The 17845-nt window shown below is 41.7% G+C and carries 17 protein-coding genes and 1 pseudogene; 2 read left to right on the forward strand and 16 right to left on the reverse strand.

The window, feature by feature from the left end:
- Positions 1-38 precede the first annotated feature (38 nt).
- From KIO97_RS19850 to KIO97_RS19880, 8 genes and pseudogenes are all read right to left on the reverse strand, one after another.
- Positions 39-1955, reverse strand: a complete 1917-nt coding sequence (locus KIO97_RS19850; RefSeq protein WP_005426921.1) for a diguanylate cyclase domain-containing protein — start codon at positions 1953-1955, stop codon at positions 39-41.
- Positions 1952-2491, reverse strand: a complete 540-nt coding sequence (locus KIO97_RS19855) for a YfiR family protein (RefSeq protein ID WP_285383769.1) — start codon at positions 2489-2491, stop codon at positions 1952-1954. The genes KIO97_RS19850 and KIO97_RS19855 overlap by 4 nt, the downstream gene beginning before the upstream one ends.
- A complete protein-coding gene (locus tag KIO97_RS19860) occupies positions 2485-4641 on the reverse strand; it encodes a TonB-dependent siderophore receptor (RefSeq protein ID WP_285383770.1) in 2157 nt (718 codons plus the stop codon). Before KIO97_RS19860 ends, KIO97_RS19855 begins: the two co-directional genes overlap by 7 nt.
- Before the next feature lie 254 nt (positions 4642-4895).
- Entirely contained in the window at positions 4896-5225 is a 330-nt protein-coding gene (locus tag KIO97_RS19865) for a hypothetical protein (protein WP_285383771.1), read from the reverse strand.
- Positions 5226-5649: 424 nt separating this feature from the next.
- On the reverse strand, positions 5650-6024 hold the full coding sequence (locus KIO97_RS19870; RefSeq protein WP_285383772.1) for a hypothetical protein: 375 nt from the start codon (positions 6022-6024) through the stop codon (positions 5650-5652).
- Between the two features lie 434 nt (positions 6025-6458).
- Positions 6459-6953, reverse strand: coding sequence for a hypothetical protein (locus tag KIO97_RS19875; RefSeq protein ID WP_285383773.1), 495 nt, complete (start codon positions 6951-6953; stop codon positions 6459-6461).
- Positions 6954-7006: 53 nt separating this feature from the next.
- Positions 7007-7114: pseudogene (locus KIO97_RS27055) on the reverse strand (PAAR-like domain-containing protein); the annotation flags it as partial.
- Positions 7115-7162: 48 nt separating this feature from the next.
- Positions 7163-7657: a hypothetical protein gene (locus KIO97_RS19880; protein ID WP_285383774.1), complete on the reverse strand. Its 495-nt coding sequence runs from the start codon at positions 7655-7657 to the stop codon at positions 7163-7165.
- A 93-nt stretch (positions 7658-7750) separates the two neighbouring features.
- On the opposite strand from KIO97_RS19880, the gene KIO97_RS19885 reads away from it, so the two are divergent.
- Positions 7751-8215 (forward strand): hypothetical protein, encoded by a 465-nt coding sequence (locus tag KIO97_RS19885; protein WP_285383775.1) that lies wholly within the window; start codon positions 7751-7753, stop codon positions 8213-8215.
- On the opposite strand, the gene KIO97_RS19890 is transcribed toward KIO97_RS19885, so the two are convergent.
- The 8 genes from KIO97_RS19890 to KIO97_RS19925 all read right to left on the reverse strand — a co-directional run bounded on the left by KIO97_RS19890 (position 8208) and on the right by KIO97_RS19925 (position 15910).
- Positions 8208-8744, reverse strand: coding sequence for a hypothetical protein (locus KIO97_RS19890; RefSeq protein ID WP_285383776.1), 537 nt, complete (start codon positions 8742-8744; stop codon positions 8208-8210). The genes KIO97_RS19885 and KIO97_RS19890 overlap by 8 nt on opposite strands.
- Positions 8745-8757: 13 nt before the next feature.
- Positions 8758-9501: an AHH domain-containing protein gene (locus KIO97_RS19895; protein WP_285383777.1), complete on the reverse strand. Its 744-nt coding sequence runs from the start codon at positions 9499-9501 to the stop codon at positions 8758-8760.
- Between the two features lie 3 nt (positions 9502-9504).
- Positions 9505-11019, reverse strand: coding sequence for a PAAR-like domain-containing protein (locus KIO97_RS19900; protein ID WP_285383778.1), 1515 nt, complete (start codon positions 11017-11019; stop codon positions 9505-9507).
- Between the two features lie 149 nt (positions 11020-11168).
- Positions 11169-11960: a type IVB secretion system protein IcmH/DotU gene (gene icmH / locus KIO97_RS19905; protein ID WP_005495177.1), complete on the reverse strand. Its 792-nt coding sequence runs from the start codon at positions 11958-11960 to the stop codon at positions 11169-11171.
- Positions 11957-13282 (reverse strand): type VI secretion system baseplate subunit TssK, encoded by a 1326-nt coding sequence (tssK, locus tag KIO97_RS19910; RefSeq protein WP_005426887.1) that lies wholly within the window; start codon positions 13280-13282, stop codon positions 11957-11959. Before tssK ends, icmH begins: the two co-directional genes overlap by 4 nt.
- Before the next feature lie 11 nt (positions 13283-13293).
- Positions 13294-13794: a type VI secretion system lipoprotein TssJ gene (gene tssJ / locus KIO97_RS19915; protein WP_285383779.1), complete on the reverse strand. Its 501-nt coding sequence runs from the start codon at positions 13792-13794 to the stop codon at positions 13294-13296.
- Entirely contained in the window at positions 13787-15301 is a 1515-nt protein-coding gene (locus tag KIO97_RS19920) for a type VI secretion system-associated FHA domain protein (protein WP_285383780.1), read from the reverse strand. Before KIO97_RS19920 ends, tssJ begins: the two co-directional genes overlap by 8 nt.
- Before the next feature lie 9 nt (positions 15302-15310).
- Entirely contained in the window at positions 15311-15910 is a 600-nt protein-coding gene (locus KIO97_RS19925) for a hypothetical protein (RefSeq protein ID WP_005426726.1), read from the reverse strand.
- Positions 15911-16533: 623 nt separating this feature from the next.
- On the opposite strand from KIO97_RS19925, the gene KIO97_RS19930 reads away from it, so the two are divergent.
- A complete protein-coding gene (locus KIO97_RS19930) occupies positions 16534-17838 on the forward strand; it encodes a type VI secretion system ImpA family N-terminal domain-containing protein (RefSeq protein ID WP_045372228.1) in 1305 nt (434 codons plus the stop codon).
- The last annotated feature ends 7 nt before the right edge of the window (positions 17839-17845 follow it).

A 17845-nucleotide genomic window follows, 5' to 3' on the forward strand; every position in this document is an offset into this window, starting at 1 on the left:
AGGCCACTTCTGTAGAAATGGCCCTTCGTTTAACGCGCTTAGTAAACCGTTTCTAAACCTGAACGAAACTGGTTCTTTCCTTCTTTTTTGGCGAAATACATCGCCATGTCCGCCTCGTTGATTTTTTCTTCAAGGGAAGAATTTTCATCGCGTGGCCAATAACTCACGCCGATGCTTGCAGAGATGCCACATGTTATATCACCAAAGAGAAACGGTTTGGATAGACTCTCGATGATCCTTTGAGCAATCGGCTCACAACTTGTCGCTTCACGAACCGCAATCAAAAACTCATCACCCGCCAAACGTGACACCAAGTCTCGCCTTGCAACACAACTCATCAAACGTTGTGCGACAACTTTCAATAGTTGGTCACCAATCGCGTGCCCATATTGGTCGTTTACGGCTTTAAAGCCATCCAAATCAACAAACAGAATATGTTGTGATGTCCCCAAATCGTGCTTCTCTTGTAAACGACGCATCGCTTTTGAGCGGTTAGCCAACCCCGTTAATGGGTCGTGATTCGCTTGATAATTCAGACGCTTGAGCTCGATATCTATTGTTAAATCCGTAAATGAAACCACGAACGCTTCCGCTCTGCCAGTTTCACTCTTCAACACTCGAACTTTCAACTCACAAGGCATAACCCGTCCTTGTTGGTTTTTCAGCTCAACGTGCGTCTTGTAGTGTCCTGTTTTGAGCAATCGAAGCTTAATTGCCTTGGTCACTTCAAACGGTGATAAAAGCTCTAACGTCCTTAACGCCCCTACCTCACCAAACCATTGTGTCGCAGCATGGTTTTGGGTTTGGATACTCAGTGCTCGGTTTAACACTAAAATGGCATCTTGGTTTTGGTCAAACATCAAATCAAGTAACTTACGGCGCTGCTCAGACAAGGTTTGCTCTGTGATGTCCTGCAACTGGATCAAGCTGCTTTTTTCTGTATCCATCGGATTACAAGAAATCAAATAGCGCTTGGTTTTATCTAAACTACGAACCTCTATTCCCTTCACCGTGGTGTGTGTGTCGATGGCAAACATGATTCGTTCGATTTTAGATACAGGCTCAAACCAACTCGTGAGCAACGTACGAACATCCGAATTGACGTCGACCCCTTTCATCTCTTTCGAGGCGATCGGGTTGAAGTACGTGACTTTATGGCAAGAAGAAACAACGAGCACGCAACGCTGCATCGCATCTAATGCGCTGTGAATATAGCGGTTTTTGTCCTCGACTCGCTTCAAAACCTGTGCTACTTGAGACTCACGCTCAGCCAAGCTCATGGTCATCTCATTAAAGCATGCCGTCAGCTTACCAACTTCATCTTGGTGATAAACCGGGAGTGTTTTTCGAATCACGCCAACCCGACTCATGTGTTCAACCGAACGATGCAGTGACAATAAAGGCAATGAGATCAATGAATGCAGCAATTTAGCTAATGCCCACGCACACATGGAAAGTAACAAAACGATCACGGCTAATGAGAGCCACATCTTTCGTTCATTGATGAGTAGGTTCTCCAGTGACACCCAAACTTCTAATGCACCCAGCTTTTCGTCACCTAGCACAACATCATAATGACGCATCACAACACTTAGGTGAGTACACTCCAATGTTCGTTTCTGCCATTCACAACCAACAGGCAAATCCTCAATCGAAGCGATAGTTTGGTCATTTTGATTGATAACAAGGGCAGAAATAACGTCAGGGTCAAAGCTCAAATTAACCAATTGTTCTTTTGCTGCGTATGCATCATCAAACATCAATGCCGCTTGAAGCGTATTGGCAACGCCTTGTCCAAGAATATTGGTTCTTCGATCAAGTGCTGCTTCTTGCGCCAACACCAAATATTGAATAGCTAAAGTCCCCAAGCCAATAACAATCAACGTGATCATTAACCAAGTCGGCAACATCATCTTATGACGCAGAGGTAAGCGAGCAAGACGAGAACGAATCATGGCTCCCCCTCGTCTTCCGCTAGGATCGAAATACTGAGTAATTGCGCTCTAAGTTGAACACCGGTAGGTGCAACATGGCCACGCGAAACCATAGGGCGAATACGGTTATTCACCTTCACAAAGGCCACCATACCGCCCATAAAAACAAACTCTTCCCCATTGCCAATCAGTAAAGAATGAGGGAACGCCTCTTTTAGTGCTTCTATTTGAGTTTGCGTTACATTGGGTACGTAAAGAATATGACAAGCACTCGGCGTCACGTCGCTGGAAAGATTAAAGTAACGAGATAACTGTGGCTTGCGAGCCACAATACGTTTCAAATGTTCCGCAACAGTGTCACTTTCAGAGACACAATATTCAATCGGTGCGATAGGTTCACCAGTGTTCATCCAATCGGCTAGTAATGCAAAGCGGTACAAGTACACCGCTTTTAAATCCGCATCGTCATACTGAGCAAAAGCCAACGTCGCACTCAATAAGGCCCAAAGAGCGAGCCCATACTTGAAGGCAGATGTTTTCTCAAAACGCTTTACCATCCGGCGTAATTCCAATCTAAAGTCAGCCAGTACTGAGTCCCGTTGGCAAAAGAGTTGTAATTATTAGGAAACTCTTTGCTTTGATTCGCTCCTAGATTCTCTACCGAGGCTGTAATCTCTGGCATGCAGTCGTTGTATTGCCAACTCAAAGAGGCATCAAAAGACACAACTTCAGGCCAGTTGTAGTCTTTATTTACAACAGAAACAGGATGCAATGCCGATTCATAATCTTCATGCAGTTCCGATTCAGAAACATATTGACCACTGACACTTACCCACCATTGCGGCGTGATGTCCCACATTACTTGGGTATTCACGAAATGGTTTGGCTCATTTTCAATCATTCGTTTTACAGCATCATTGCTTGAGCAGATGGCACCTTCGCAGTGACCAACAATTCGCTTATAGCTGTAGTTGGCATTAATTTGGAGATCATCGCGGGGTTGCCATTTCACAGCAATTTCACCCCCAAAACTCTCACTCCAAATAGGATCCACCAACTGAGAGGTGTACTGCTCTACCACCGTGCCAACCGTACCAGGCGATGAACCTTCACCAATGATGATTTGCGACGCTGATTCTGTTTTATAAACGCGAATGTTCTCGTGTCGGGTATAAAAGCCCCCGATGCTGAATTGCAGCCTGCTCTCATCCCAAAAACGATACCCAAGTTCATAGGTAGAAACCGATTCGACATCGAGATCCTCATTGCCTTTGAGTATCACGCTGTAGTAGTAATCGTAGTAATTGTTATCGCTAAACATAACGTTCTGCATGTACTGGTTTTCACGCATGTAGGTGCTTAGCTCAAGACGTGAAGGCGTCACAATCGCTTTACCCCACCCAGCCCAAATTCTTTGGTTGTTTGCGAGTTCATAGCTCAAGCGAACTTGTGGCTGCGGATCGATATCATGAGTCAGGTTGTTGTACTGCCAGCGATTGCCCAGCGTTAGTTTGGTTTTGTCCATCACAGGAATGTTCCAGTTCATGTACAAACCGTAAGACTGGTTTAGGAAGTCTGGATCTTCTGCTACGCGCAGGTAAGGCATCGTCACCAATTCATATGTGGAGAACGTGCCAAACTTTTCATCAATCAATCGGATATTGCCACCGACGGTGAGCTCTGTTCCCCATAAGTCCGAAAAAGTATAGTGAGAATCTAAATCGGTTCTAAGAAACTGTGCATTCGCGTGGGTACTGTCGTTAGAGCTGTAAGTCAACCACAGCTCGTTTTCCCAACTGTCGCCATTGCTGCGGTCAAACACATGATGGCCACCAACGAAGTACTCTTGCATCGTCATTTCCGCTTCGTGAGTACGCATTGGCTCTGCACCTGGCATGATAAAGTGCGGTTGGAAATTACCCCAGTTGTAATCTTCACGCGAACGAATACCACCCGCTTGTAAGCTCAATGTATGTTCATGCTTCTGATAATCCAAACGACCACCGAAGCGCTCGGTATACACATTGAAATGCTGGAATGGCTGGACACGCGCTTCATCACTTGTCCACGGCATATGATCAACAAACTCACCGTAAAGACTGTAGTTTGCGTATTCACCAACAGAGCCAGCATGATGGAGCTGATATTCACTGTAATCGTAGTTTCCAAAGCTAGCAGACACCTTCCCTTTTGCTGCACCATCCGCTTCTTTTGTGATGACATTAATAATACCTGTTACGGCATTGCCACCCCATACCGTGCCGACCGGGCCAAGTACGATTTCGATCTGAGAGATATTCTCCATGCTGACCGGGATCAAATCCCAATCGACACCTGAAGACATTGGGTTAAACACGCTACGGCCATCGACCATGACCAACATTTTATTGTTCAAGGTTTCGTTATTGCCACGCACCGTCACTCCCCAATCGTAGTTGGAGTATTTTGCGACATGAAGACCGGGTGCCAAAGATAGCGCATCAGCAACCGAGCGCGCACCAGAGCGTTTAATCTCTTTCGCGGTAATGACATAAACAGAGGCGGGTGTATCAGCAAGGGATTGCGAGGTTCGTGTAGCGGAGACAACCTTGGTTTCAGCCAAAGAGCACAGTGGCATTTCAAGCAGAGAATCAAGGTCATAGTTAGCAGAGGCAGGAGCTACTGCTCCAAACGTGGATGCAATCACGAGGTTTAACGACAAACGCATAGGGTATTTCTCAACGTTTGAACACTAAATATGGAACTTAGGGAAGAGGCTCAAACGTTAAATCACAGTGTATCTATATGAATACAGTATACCATTTACGTTTTTTTGGTTCATTTTAAACCAACGCCAATTACGCTGAGTTATTTTTGTCGAGACGATTAATTGACGTGCTAGATAGTGGGTGTTGGATGTGGTTGTAAAGAGTAAAAAGCGCCGAAAGGCGCTTATTTCACTAATATAATATACCCGTGAGCTTAATCCCAAGACTCAAACTCATTGGGCTTTACGTGCTTTATTTTTAATCTAACGTTAGGATCCAGAGCTGTTTCAGTCCCCATTTCACAAAAGTATTCAACAGCATCTTCGTCTTTAATCATGTCAACGGAGTTCTCAATGACACTCAACCGTCCACCACCTCTAGTCAATGAAAAGTACGCATTCTTGTTTTCATTTACTTCAAATTTCAAAGGAATGAATTCATTTTCTTCAAGAGAAATATCTAACCATTTATAGTTATCTAAACTCTTCCCTTGTCGTGGAGCATAAACTGTTTTCAACCCATTTTCGTCAACAACAAAGTACATCGAATTCTCGGATTGATTAAAGCAAGCTTTCAAACTGCTACCTTTATTTTCTAAATCACATGCGAATACGACAGCATTTTGATTACAACTTGCACTCACAGAAAGTGAAAGAGACAAAGACGATAAAAAGTTTATGATGTTTACATTCCTAATGAACAAGGAGCCCCCTCTCATCATACATTCAAGAGTCACACGCAAGAATCAGAGGATAGTTATAAGCTAACACATCTATTGTAAATTCAGTGAAACTCAGGTTCATTTGGGTCTTGAAATTGTTCAGGAAACCTTTTGATCAATTCTTCTTCTAATATCACCGAGCCTGATGATTGACCACCACCAAACGTGTTCAGCTCGGAAGTCTCTTCGCAAGATGAGCTAAATACAAGCTTACTACCTTTATAAACATGCAAGCTACAGTTATCAGCTAAATAGCCGATACTATATCTGTAATCCCCTGAGTAGAAAAAATATTCCTACCTTGTAACTTACCAAGTCTTACATGATAACTTAAAAACTTACCTTTTGGGGTTTCTGCACTTTTTGGGTATTCTAATTCCACTTTATCGCTTGTCCCATATCGATACTTTACATAACCTGTACTTGGACTTCTATGCTCAGCCCCACACAAGGAAACATATTTTTGGTTATCTAACTTTGCATTAAAGTAAATATCCTCATTATTCTCACACAAAGTTACCGTTGTATCGCTTAGTTTTTTGTCTATCTGTGGGTGTACTGCTAAAGCAGGAAAGCTTATTATGAGAATACTTAAAATAGCCTGAAATCTAATATTTTTCATTATTAGTTAAATACCTTATCTCCCCATAAAAATTTGAAGTTGTCTCTACGCTTCGGGTAAGATTTTTTGCTAGTATAACGGTTTACTTTTTGGGTATTTTAATTCTAATTTATCGCTTGTTCCATATCGATACTTTACATAACCAGTAATTGGACTTCTATGCCACTGCAGGTATAGAGAGTAAAAAGCGCCGAAAGGCGCTTAACCGTACATCTTTTACCAAAACCTCTTTGATATACATGTTAATAAGCCATAAATTAGGTTAAAGTAACTTCTTAAAAGTAACAAAGTCTAAAACTTAATATACATATTACTTTAGGATTTTTATTTTACATAAAAGTCATTTAAATTTAATTTCATCTATATAAAGTCTGAATAGCCGTCTGCCGGTATAAATTCCACGCCGAATAGCTTAGAGTTTTTTATTTTTTCAACTAAACTTTTATGGAAAAAACACACTTCAACCAACCAGGATCTATCACTATCTGCCTTCTGTGTACTGGTATAGTCTGAATTAGTTTTTCATCTAATATAAGATTAAGAATACCACTAATCATCTCATCACCACTATAATCCTTTCGGTACCTCTTGATCTTACTTTCAGATCTATCAATCAACTTAATCTCGTTGACAACTTGTAGCATAAGAAAATCATGTTCGCCTTTATCATGAAGTTTAATATCGACCCAATTAATCCCAAAAATGTTATTCAAATTTAATTTCGAAAATTCATTTTTCTTAATCGAGAAATTTGGCATCTCAAGTATATCTGGGATGTCATAATCATCTTGTGGAAGAAATTCGACTATCAAGGGAACAGGTGCTTTAGGGTAAGTAAAACTCGTTAAGGGCACTGAATCGATGTATTCATCTGGAAAACAGTAAATTGGGGAATTGACATACTCTCTTGCAAAAAAATATTCACTCATTTTCCAACCTCAAGTTTTCTAGGTTTCATAATTTTACCTTTACATTCTTTATAAGTGCCAGCAGCAAGGTCTGCTGATTTAGCATTGTTGCCATAAGGGATAGGAATCATCGGCTTACCGACCTTCGTTAAACAAACATCTGGGAGCGTTGCATTTACTTGATCTACAGATTAAATCTTGTGTGGAATGAAAAAAGCGCCTTTCGGCGCTTATTGTACATCCCTTACCCAAACGTCTTTGACGTCTTTTTTAAGAAGGTCAATCACACTTTGGTGAATGAAAACTAAGCCAAAATCTTCTTCTAGTTTAAAAATTAATCGTTCTTCTAAGGGAATATGTTCTAATTTAGAGAAATCAAACTCTGTTGATTCGATATCTAACCAGTTCAACATACCGTATTGTTTTTCTTTATCCGTCAATTTATAAGTTTGATGGATGTAAGGCATACGATAATCTTCGTAAACTTTAATTTCATCATCAGATGGTTGGCTTGGAGAACAATCCACGCGAGCGTCTAACCACTCTACTCCGTGTACAACCAATTTCTCTACTTCTGATGCAATATCACTGATGATAAATAGCTTCGGAGAAAAGGTCATTTCAAGCAGTAAGTCAGGCTCTACGGGTACTATTGGTTTGGGGGTTTGCTGGAATGGGAAGTCAATTAAACTTTTCTTAGATAGTATCTTATATTGTTTTTTCATAAATAATATTTTTAGGCGAATTTTCTGTTTATCTACGACTTACATGTAACTATAATACTACTTATTAATCGTATATTGTTTAAGGAAGCTCATATGATCGGAGTTAAGTGTTTAAAATTTACCTTTTCAGCAAAATTACCAAAAAGCTCTGTTAGTAGCTACTCTTTTGATGGTAAATTCCTAGATTTGGTAGTCAATGATCACACTGTATCACCTTATTTAAAGTTAACCTCGACTAGCAATGATGTTTCTGAGTACTACTCATCGGACATGATTCATGGTTATATCGCAGATCTATTCAACATTGTCGATTGCAATGTAAAGGAAGCAGATAACTATATATATATCAATGCTATATTCACAATTGAATTCGGTCTTAACGATCAGATAACTCTTGATGTAAACGAATTTTTTTATTGCCAGGAAGAAGGAAACTATTCATATGCAGTAATAGGTTCTTTTACTAACTCAGATTGCCCTTCATTGGCAGAATCAATAGAAGTCGACGCGATCATTGAATTAACCTCAAAGTTGAGCATAGAAGAAATGACTATGTAATATTAACTTCCTGGGATACTATGTCACTTTCTTCAAAGGTAGACATCAGCTGTTCATCCATTAAGATAGAGTATTCATCATCAATAAAAAATATTCTATCTTTTACACTAATTTCACTAGATAGTATAGATATCTTATTATAGGATATAATATCACCAGACTTATAGTATTCAGACTCACTCAAGTTAATACATTGTTTTACAGATAATATCTTGAGATAATAATAAGATTTAATTTCAACATCTCCATCAGTTAATATAGTCTTAATTAATGATATATTGTAACAATCCATTGACGATATTTTATTAGCAATGGTAGCATCTAATAAAAAGCCATCGGCATAGCGATATACTTTTTTCAAATTTTCTTCTAATATTTTTTCAGTAGAAAGAATAAGCAAATCATTAGCATAGGATGTAATAACATCATATGCTACTTCGAATGTCCTAATATCTGTTTCTAAAAAATGAAATTCACTAGTGGCATAGTTTTCAGTTACTTCAAAAAATTTCCGACGTTGCTCAATCATAAGTTATCCTAATTTACTTATATATTTCGTATGAAGTTTTTAATCTACCAGAAATCATTCCTGACATTCTTGTTTGAAGGGGATCTTTATAAAAATTATGATTTCTATTACAGTTTACAGAAGCACAACCATCCCCCTTTGGAAGGAAGTTATCTCCATTTGGCGATACTTTTAATTTTCCAATAGTGATATCAAAATTAATTATTTTTGACAAATCATCCATTCTATCTACAATTTCTTGACATTTGTAATTCTTACATTTTTTAACAATTTTCTTTATTTCCTTCCTTACTTTTCCACAAACCATGAAATGATAACCTTTAGATATTTCTTTGCTCGAATTTTCAGTAATGATTTTGTCGATATTCTTGGAAGGGATTAGGTTATCAACCGTAGACCAAGAAGCGTGGTTAGTTGTGTGATGTGGGACCCTAAGTTCACACGCAAGTGTATCTTTACTGGGTATTAATAAAAGATTCTTGGGATGGTTAACGTTATAGCATGATTCACGAAGTATCTTCCTATACGTTTTGTTGATAAAGTCTAGTGACGAAATTGATATTATGTGATGAGGGGTCAATATCCTCACAGGTAAATCTTTATTCGTTGAGTTTGTAATCCAAGGGTGTTTGTGAACTTTATTACCAAACATTTCGCATATTGGAGCCCAGTTACTACTAAATTCTGAAAATCCCTTGGGAGATCGACCTGCGTGTCTTTCCAGATTTGATTTAGTCAGCGTATTCCATTTTCCCATAATCTATGCCTTTATAAATTTATGACCAATACATTGTGTTTTCAGTTTTCCAATCTCTTTATTACATATTTCACAACGACCAGGTTTCATTTCCTTTTTCTCATTCGCCTTCGCAGAGTTCTTTCCTGACTGAGCAGACTCACCGGTATTATGTTTTACTTTTGCTGGGTACGTTTTCTCGCCCTTACCTAAGATTCGAGCAAAAAGCTTATCAAACTCGCCCATCGCTTCTTTTAGTTTGTCCGGCACCATCTTATCGATGATTTTTACCTCATCCGCTAACTTCAAGAAATACGCGCCGAGCTCATCTGCGCCCATTCTGTTTGCGTATGAAGCCAGCTCAGTTGCCACTTCAATACAAGGTTTTAGAACATCACTAACAATTTGGCTGGTTTGCTTGGCGTAATCCATCCAATCTAATGTACGCAAGAATTTTTCTGGATCGCCTTTACCCATGCCTCTTAAAACGGCCAGCAAAGTATCTTTTGATGTTCCTTTGCCGCCTTTTAGCGCAACTTTACACGTACCTTTGACTGCACTACCAAATGTAGGAACGCAGCCGACAAGGGTAAGTGAAAGCGCTAACCAGTTTTCGGGCTTATCACGCTCTTCTTCACTCAACAAAGTCATAACGTTCGCAGATAAATCGCGCACGTCAGCGGCTTGGTCTACAACAGGAATCATCGTCAGCGCCGTATTGGCGATGATCTGCTCAACGGAAGCATCATCGTTGAAATCACCAAGAATCACGCCCCAAATCCAACTGGCGGCACCAGACATTCGAGTCCAAGCATTTTCCCAGAAGCCAACCTCGCCTTTCTTTGTTTCTTCAATGATCAGTTGAGCGTTAGCACTAGGATTAAAGTTCGGATTGGTCTTAGTTGGAACATTCGGCATAAAGTCGCGACTGTCCTCACCGTACTCTATGGCAAACTCACCCGGAGCAACGCCACCGACCGAAGCTTTACCATTGTTGTCTAATGTTCCTTCAAATACGGCGCCAGATTGATCTGTGAGAGTGTAAGTTGCGCCTTGAACGGGTTCACCATCTGAGTAAGAGAGGTACAAGTCAACCGTATACGTCCCTTCCTGATCTTCCGTAACAGAGACCGATGGATTTTGTGCGCCACCGAGACACATGGTGTTGGCTTTGTTCATGGTCATTTGATCGGACAATCGACATACACCCTTGCCTTCAAACTTAACCGTTGGTGAGGCTGAGATGAATTTTGCTTCGGCTTCTATGGTGCCAGATGCAACGCCTTTTTTGTCGCCGCCTGCATCACCAGTACTTTTTGAGAATGTACTGCCTTTGATTGCAACACTGTTGCCACCATCCATAGAGATAGTCGTTGTGCCACCAGCAAGATCTGCTGATTTAGCATTGTTGCCATAAGGGATAGGAACGATCGGCTTACCGACCTTCGTTAAACAAACATCTGGGAGCGTTGCATTCGCTTCACCACCTGAGCCTTTATGAACTACCGAAAGTCCATTTGCACCAACTGTTACGCCCATAACCAATCCATTTGAATTTTGTTGATTGAATAATAAAAGAGATCGCATATTGCAATCTCTCTAAATGACTAGTGAATTTCACTAAACCGCTAGTGACATTCACGATAAAGCTTAAAACTGGCAGAAGATCTCATTTCGAGATCTTCTGTTTATCGATACACTTCAAGCAATTGCTGAAACTTTAAATCTATTACGATGTAAGTCGCGGCATACATGATTGCGAAGGTAATCGCACTGACGCCTAAAATCAGCTTGGGTGAAATCACCCTTTTTAACGGTTTTTTAAGGTATTTGGCCTTAAGGTTAACCAGAGAGACTTTCTCTTGCTCCGCCAAACGTTCGTCACGCACTAAGCGATAAATGGTATTGCCGATTTCTGCGAGCTTTTCGTTACCGCGCTCTTCACGGCCGTACTTTCCCTGAAAGCCAAGTTGAAGCAGCAAATAGAGAAACTCGATGACGTGACGGTATTTGCGCGGGTCTGCTTTTAAACGCTCGAGAATGACGAAGAACTTATCACCGCCAGATGTTTCATTGTGGAACTCTGACAGTAAACTGTTCTGGCTCCAATGGCTATTAGCGCCCCACTCTTGTCGACAAACCGATTCATCAATCGCAGCACACAAACAGTATCGGATGACCAAAATGGATGCGCGATCCAATTCCATTTCATTGAGCTTACGTTCACCTTTTCTTATCTCGCGAGCCACTTGTTCACGAAACGGCATTGGGTCATCAAGCCAAGGAATCGAAGACATACAAGACAAGCTGGCGATCAACCATGAAAACTGGTCGACCAACGGGTTGATGCCCATGTTTTCAATGTTTAAGTCTTGTACCGCGATGTTACGAGATAAGTCAGGCGCTGGCATCACCTCCATCGGTTTGCCAGGCTCTGGTTGGAATAAGACTACGGTGACGTCAGTTTCTGCATAACTCATAGACGAACAGCCCATAGTTGCAACGACAAGTTAGCAAAGTCACCCGCTACGTGAACCGCAATCGCAGCCGTGTTTTTCAGTGCCGCCCACTCTTCGCCTGTCTTATCCAGTTCGAAGTAGGTGTAACCTGCGTGGTAAGGCAATGCACGAGGTACGACTGGCATTGGTTTAATCTCGATGCCCGGCAGTTGAAGGTTAATCAAGTCACGAATGTTATCGATAGAACCGATCTTCGTTTGGCTAACAAACTGAGTATGTAGAACATCCAAAGTAACATCAGCTTTAACCGCAAGAATAAAGGTTGTGGTATCGATGATCTTGCTGTCTGGAATCGCTGCCGTTCTAATACCATAGTTTTGGTCTCTCAACGTCAGTGGGATTGCACGTTGCTCAGACATCACACTTAGTGTCATCTTCGCACTATCCAATGTACGCGATAGACAGCTGGTTAGGTCGCCATGGTTGTATTTGGTGAACTCGACTGGACGACGAGACGCTGAACACAAAGTCGAAAGCTCACCTTCCGCCTGAAGAAGAATGCGATAAAACGACTCAGGATGAACCCCTTCAGCGCTTGCAAAGTGCCAGAATAGCGGCTCGTATCGGTTTAGGGCTTGTAGCAGCATGAAATCAGAAACTGAAGATACGCCTTGCTGGTCAACCACGCCTAAGCGCTGAACGATAGATTCTGCACGGTGTTTCAGCATAGATGCGAATTCGGTGGCGAACTTGTTCAGAACGGTTGAAGCGTGAATATCGATGCAAGTCGGAATAAAGCTTTCATCCAAGATAACACTGCCGTCTGGCTTTACTTCTGAGATCTTTAGAATTGGAATCGATGTGTAAGCACTCTTATCTTCATGATCATACATCAAACAGAAGTTGAGCTTACCCACTACGATGTTCGCCATGTCTTCCGAATCATAACAAGCGTCAACCGCCTCTTGAGATTCCATCGTGTAACGTGCGCCGTCTTTCTTAGTGCCGAATAGCTCAGAGCGCTCAGAAGGTAGCGGACAACAAAGGTAAACCACCTTGTCAGCAATCGAAGGATCAACGTCTTTCACTTCTGGAAGTTCAGCCAGCAGCGGCAACTCGAATGGCGTTCTGTCTTGAAGAATACCTTCAGCACGAGTGATACCAATTTTGCCCAACGCCAGCAGTTGCGAGTTAATCTCTAAACGCTTGATGCCCCAATGCAAAGGTGATGCATTTGCGCTCAACATGCTCGACAGTTTACTTTGCGAACGATCGAGTTGCTGAAAGTGCTGCGGCTTCATGAACATTCCATCTTGCCAAACAACTGGATTGTATAAAGACATGCTTTTATTCCTTAAAAGTAAACTTGTTCAATGCCGCGAGTGTTGTCAGAAATTAACTCACTGCCTTCTAACTTGAGTTTTATGTAGTACTCGCTCTTCTCTTCAATCACTTCGACTTTACGCCAAGAAGAGCCGTCGATATCGCGAAACGCGACTGAGAATCCAACCGCACGGGTTGCTGGATCAAGCTCCAAGAATTCGTGGATCTTTTCACCAGGCTGCATTTGGTATTCATAACGTTTGAGGTATTCATCACCCAGTGATGCTTTATCGTTCTCAAACAAAGCGAAGAAGTCTAAGCTGCGAAACAACACGGGTGATGTCAGCTCATGAACTCGCAAAATAACCGGAGAGGATTGCCCACCTTCACGAACATTCAAAACCGAAGACGCCTCAATCACTAATTCGATTGAGGACGTTTCTGGCGTAATGCCTGTTGATTCTTTAAATTGCCCCCACATGGAACAACCGGATAGCAAAGCGCATCCGAGTAATATAGCTATACTACGCATGACTTCCCTTAATCGCTTTGGTGTAGTTTTTCTTGATCAAGCCTTTCAATGATGTCTCATTCATTTGGCGACGGTTATTGGCGTAAAACTCAAGATACTCACCCCATAGCTTTGATTTGGTGGTGAACATGGATTTACTTGCAACGTCGTTTGCAAACGTGACAGGGTCATTCGTCTCTGATTGTTCAATCAGCAACTCATTGAGAGCCTTGCTAAAAATAATTTGATGATCGTTGAGCTCATCCAACATTTGCTCCACCAATTCATTCGGAGACAGCAAGTTCTGGCTATTTAGCGTCAGCATCAGCTCCGCTAAGTTTGAATCCGCTTCACTTAAACCCTGTTCACCTTTGAGTGACTCAACTTCATGCAGGTCTTTTTGCAGGTTATCGATACATAAACGAAGACATGTACCCATCTGTTTAAACAACAGAGCTTCGTTGCTGATCAGATCTGGGTTGCTAATACCCAAACCTTCATAAAATGCCTTACCGATATCGGAAGAATGCGTAGCGCTCTCGGCTCCTAGTGAATCATTGCTTACAAAGCCGACTTGGTTCTCTGTCGCTTTCGTTTCTGGCTGAGTAGGTTGTGCTGATGGAATAAAAGCTTGCGTTACCTCTTCCCATTTCTGACCAACAGGCTCTGCTCTTTGAGCAACATTTGATGTCACGTGATCAAGTGGTGCTTGATATTGAGGCTGTTGAGGCTGGGTAACCTCTGGTTCCACCCTACTAGTTTGAGGTGGAACGGCTTCCGTTTGCGCAAAATCTTCTGGAATGAACGCCGCTTGCTTAGTTTGTTCTGCCACGGGTTCGACAGATGCTTTACTCGTGGCAGTGCCTCCCAACCAATCTTCCGGGATTAAGTTTGGAATATCGAATTCAGAATGGATGCTGAAGCTGTCATCAACGACTTGTCGCGTGTTTTCGACTGGCTTAGCCTTTGCAGGCTCTGGCTTTTCGACATCGCGGATAAGATGGTCGTCTTCACGCTGCATCGAAAACTTTAGATGAGCAATAGGATCGTCAGTATTGACATCATCTTGCTTGGTCTCCATGAACAAGTCTTCTAATGCACCGACTTTTTCTTCCTCTTCTACAACCGCCTCACCGAGATTGACGAGTGGATCATTCGATACACGTTCTGGCGCAATGTCAGAAGCAATATCTTGCGCTGCTGTGACATGCTCTAGCGAGACACCAATTTCGTATTGACCCAGAGAAATCACATCGCCATCAACAATGGACACAGGTTGGTTCTTAAGTATTTTGTTGCCATTCACCATTGTGCCGTTGGTCGACACATCGCTGATGTAGTAAGTGTCTCCGTATACGCTGATCAGACAATGTGTGCCAGAGATGAAACGGTTATGATCAGTTAAAGGTAGTGTACAGCTCGGTGCTCGACCGACTGAACCACCACCTTCTGGCATTTCAACATGCTTCGCGCCCGTATATTCCTCCGGGCACTTTGAAATGAATAGGACTAGCTGATGTGTTTGCATTGCTAAACCTTAAAATAATAGAGAAACAGACAGCTCTAACCCACCAATTCCATCATTTACTACAGGAAGAATGTAGGAAGCTTGTGGGATGATTTGGATATGTGCATCTGGATTACTGCCAAGTTTGATTGCAGTACCAAGCGTGACTACCGCACCAAGTTCAAACTGGTCGATATCTTCAATCGCTTCGTAACGAAAGCCGTCTGGGTCTACCTTCCAGCGGTTGGAGTATTGAGAGTAACCTAATGACAAACCAGCACCGATGTAAGGAGTAAAGATGCTCCAAGAGCTCAATGCGTATTGAGGAACGACACGGAACTCGTAGTTAGTCACTTCTTGATAAACGCCATTTGAAGGTGCATCAACATCTTCTGCAAGGTAGTTCAAGCCAAGCCACCAGCGCCAGCGATTGTTGTTCTCATCAATAGGGCGAGTGTGTACAAGTCCGTATCGCAAGGTATCTACGTCACCACTAGAACCTTCGTCATAGTCAATACTTTCAATCGTTAGCATATTGACTGAGCCGCCGTATCGTTCCCCTTTAGCAACCGCAAAAGTAGAAAATAGGCACATGGCTGAGATTAGCCCAACTTGACTTGGTTTTAGCATTTCGTCCCTCTTGGAAAACCTTGTAATAATATTCAGGGGCGAAAGATATCAAGTCTCTTTTCTTTTTCAATATGGTAAAAAATAGCGCCATCAAATAAGGCAATTCACCTACAAATAAAAGCAATTTAACTAGCGTTATATTCATTTAAACGGTTGACTCTATTCCATCAAAAAAACAGAAAATTAATCACACCTCCTAAATTAGACTCAACTTAATTAGAAACGCATACATTCGCATCATGAAAACAAACTGCAAACTTTCATTAACAAAAACTATTCAAGTGGGAACTAATCAAGGTAATCTTAATTTTAATAATCTGAACTCACTTCAAACTATTAGATGAAATCATAACTGACATAAATATTAAAAATGTATTAACAAGCAACTTTGTCTCAATTATTGGAATACACATCACTTTGTGTAATGCCAAAAAAATCAGCATAAACCTTCAATTTTGTGAACGAATGTCACACTAAGTCAAATTATATTGATTTAGATATTATTTATTATTCTATTTCTTTCTTTTGCCTATAAAATCCATCAAAAAAAAGATGATAGTCCCGTCTTTATAATTAAAAAGTCGGCTGACTACCTTTCATATAATCAGTTGGAATTGGAAAATATGTTTTTCAGCGACTTCGCTAGAAGGCCGATCGATGAAAGTAATCCAAGCGGCTCAAACCCTAATGGCTTAGATGATTTTGACGAAATTAAGCGCCAAATAAATAACCTGAATAAAGTGACTGGTCGAGTATCATGGAAAACGATTCAAACACTTTCTAAGAAAATTCTTAGTACTCAGGGGAAAGATTTTCGTTGTAGTTGCTACTTTACCGTGGCGGCTACGCACAACGATGGCTTGAAAGGCTTGGTTGAAGGCTTGAACTCACTGCTCGACTTATGTGTTGTGTATTGGTACACCGCCTACCCAGAGCACGCGAAGGCCAATGCACGTATCAGTGCCATCGAGTGGATGGTCGAATACACTGAGAAGCGAATTAAAAAGCATCGAGCCTTACCAGAAGAGCTCCCGCTTATTGAAGCGGCGCATCAACTGTGTTTACGCATCGAAGAAGAACTGCGCCTACATTATGGGATTAAAGCGCCATCATTCGGTCGCATTCGTCGTATATTGAACCAATGGATTGAAGAGATTAAAGAAACAAAAGCAAAGGAAGCCAAAGCATTAGAAGTCAAACAAGCGAAGCCAGAAACACCAACGAATCCGGCTGGCATCCAAGTCAATATTGCGCCGCCACCTAAAACAGAAACCAAGCCGACGCCTCAGCCGCAAGTAAAAGAAGCGCCTAAGTCCAGCCGCGCGGTTGTATTTTCTGTTATTGGATTGCTTGTCGTCGCATTTGCTTCCCACTTTGTTTACAAGCAGCACAAATACCAGACTCTGAAAGATGACATTGAACACTCGTCACTAACACAGCTAGCAACAATCGTCGATTCATTGAGCGTTGAGAACAAAGAACACCGCATCGCTTTACGTTCTGCGACGGTCGAACGCCTTGATACATTAATGACCGATTGGGCAATCGACCCCGTGAAAGTCAGCGAAGTGAATACCATTGATGAGCTTACTAGTGAATTGACGGAGATCTACCCGGATTCATCATCTGCTCAGCAACTTCGAGAGAATTTTTTAGACCAACGTTCTCGTTTCGAAAATGAATTCGATGTCATATACAAACGCTTTGCCTATGCTAGGACGGTATTTGCCAACGTAGCGAAACAGAACACCGACAAGGACTCGAAGAAAGCGTATGAATACAGCAATTCGCTGTTCCCACTTCTTGGGCGGATTGAGTACGCAGAAAAGAATGCGCAGCAAAAGGAAATTGAACGCTCCCTCCTTTTACTGAACACCTACCTATATAAGATTAACCAGTTGCAAGCTGCAACAAACGACAATAAATAACAATACA

The sequence above is a fragment of the Vibrio sp. B181a genome (assembly GCF_030248375.1).
GTDB lineage: Bacteria > Pseudomonadota > Gammaproteobacteria > Enterobacterales > Vibrionaceae > Vibrio > Vibrio campbellii.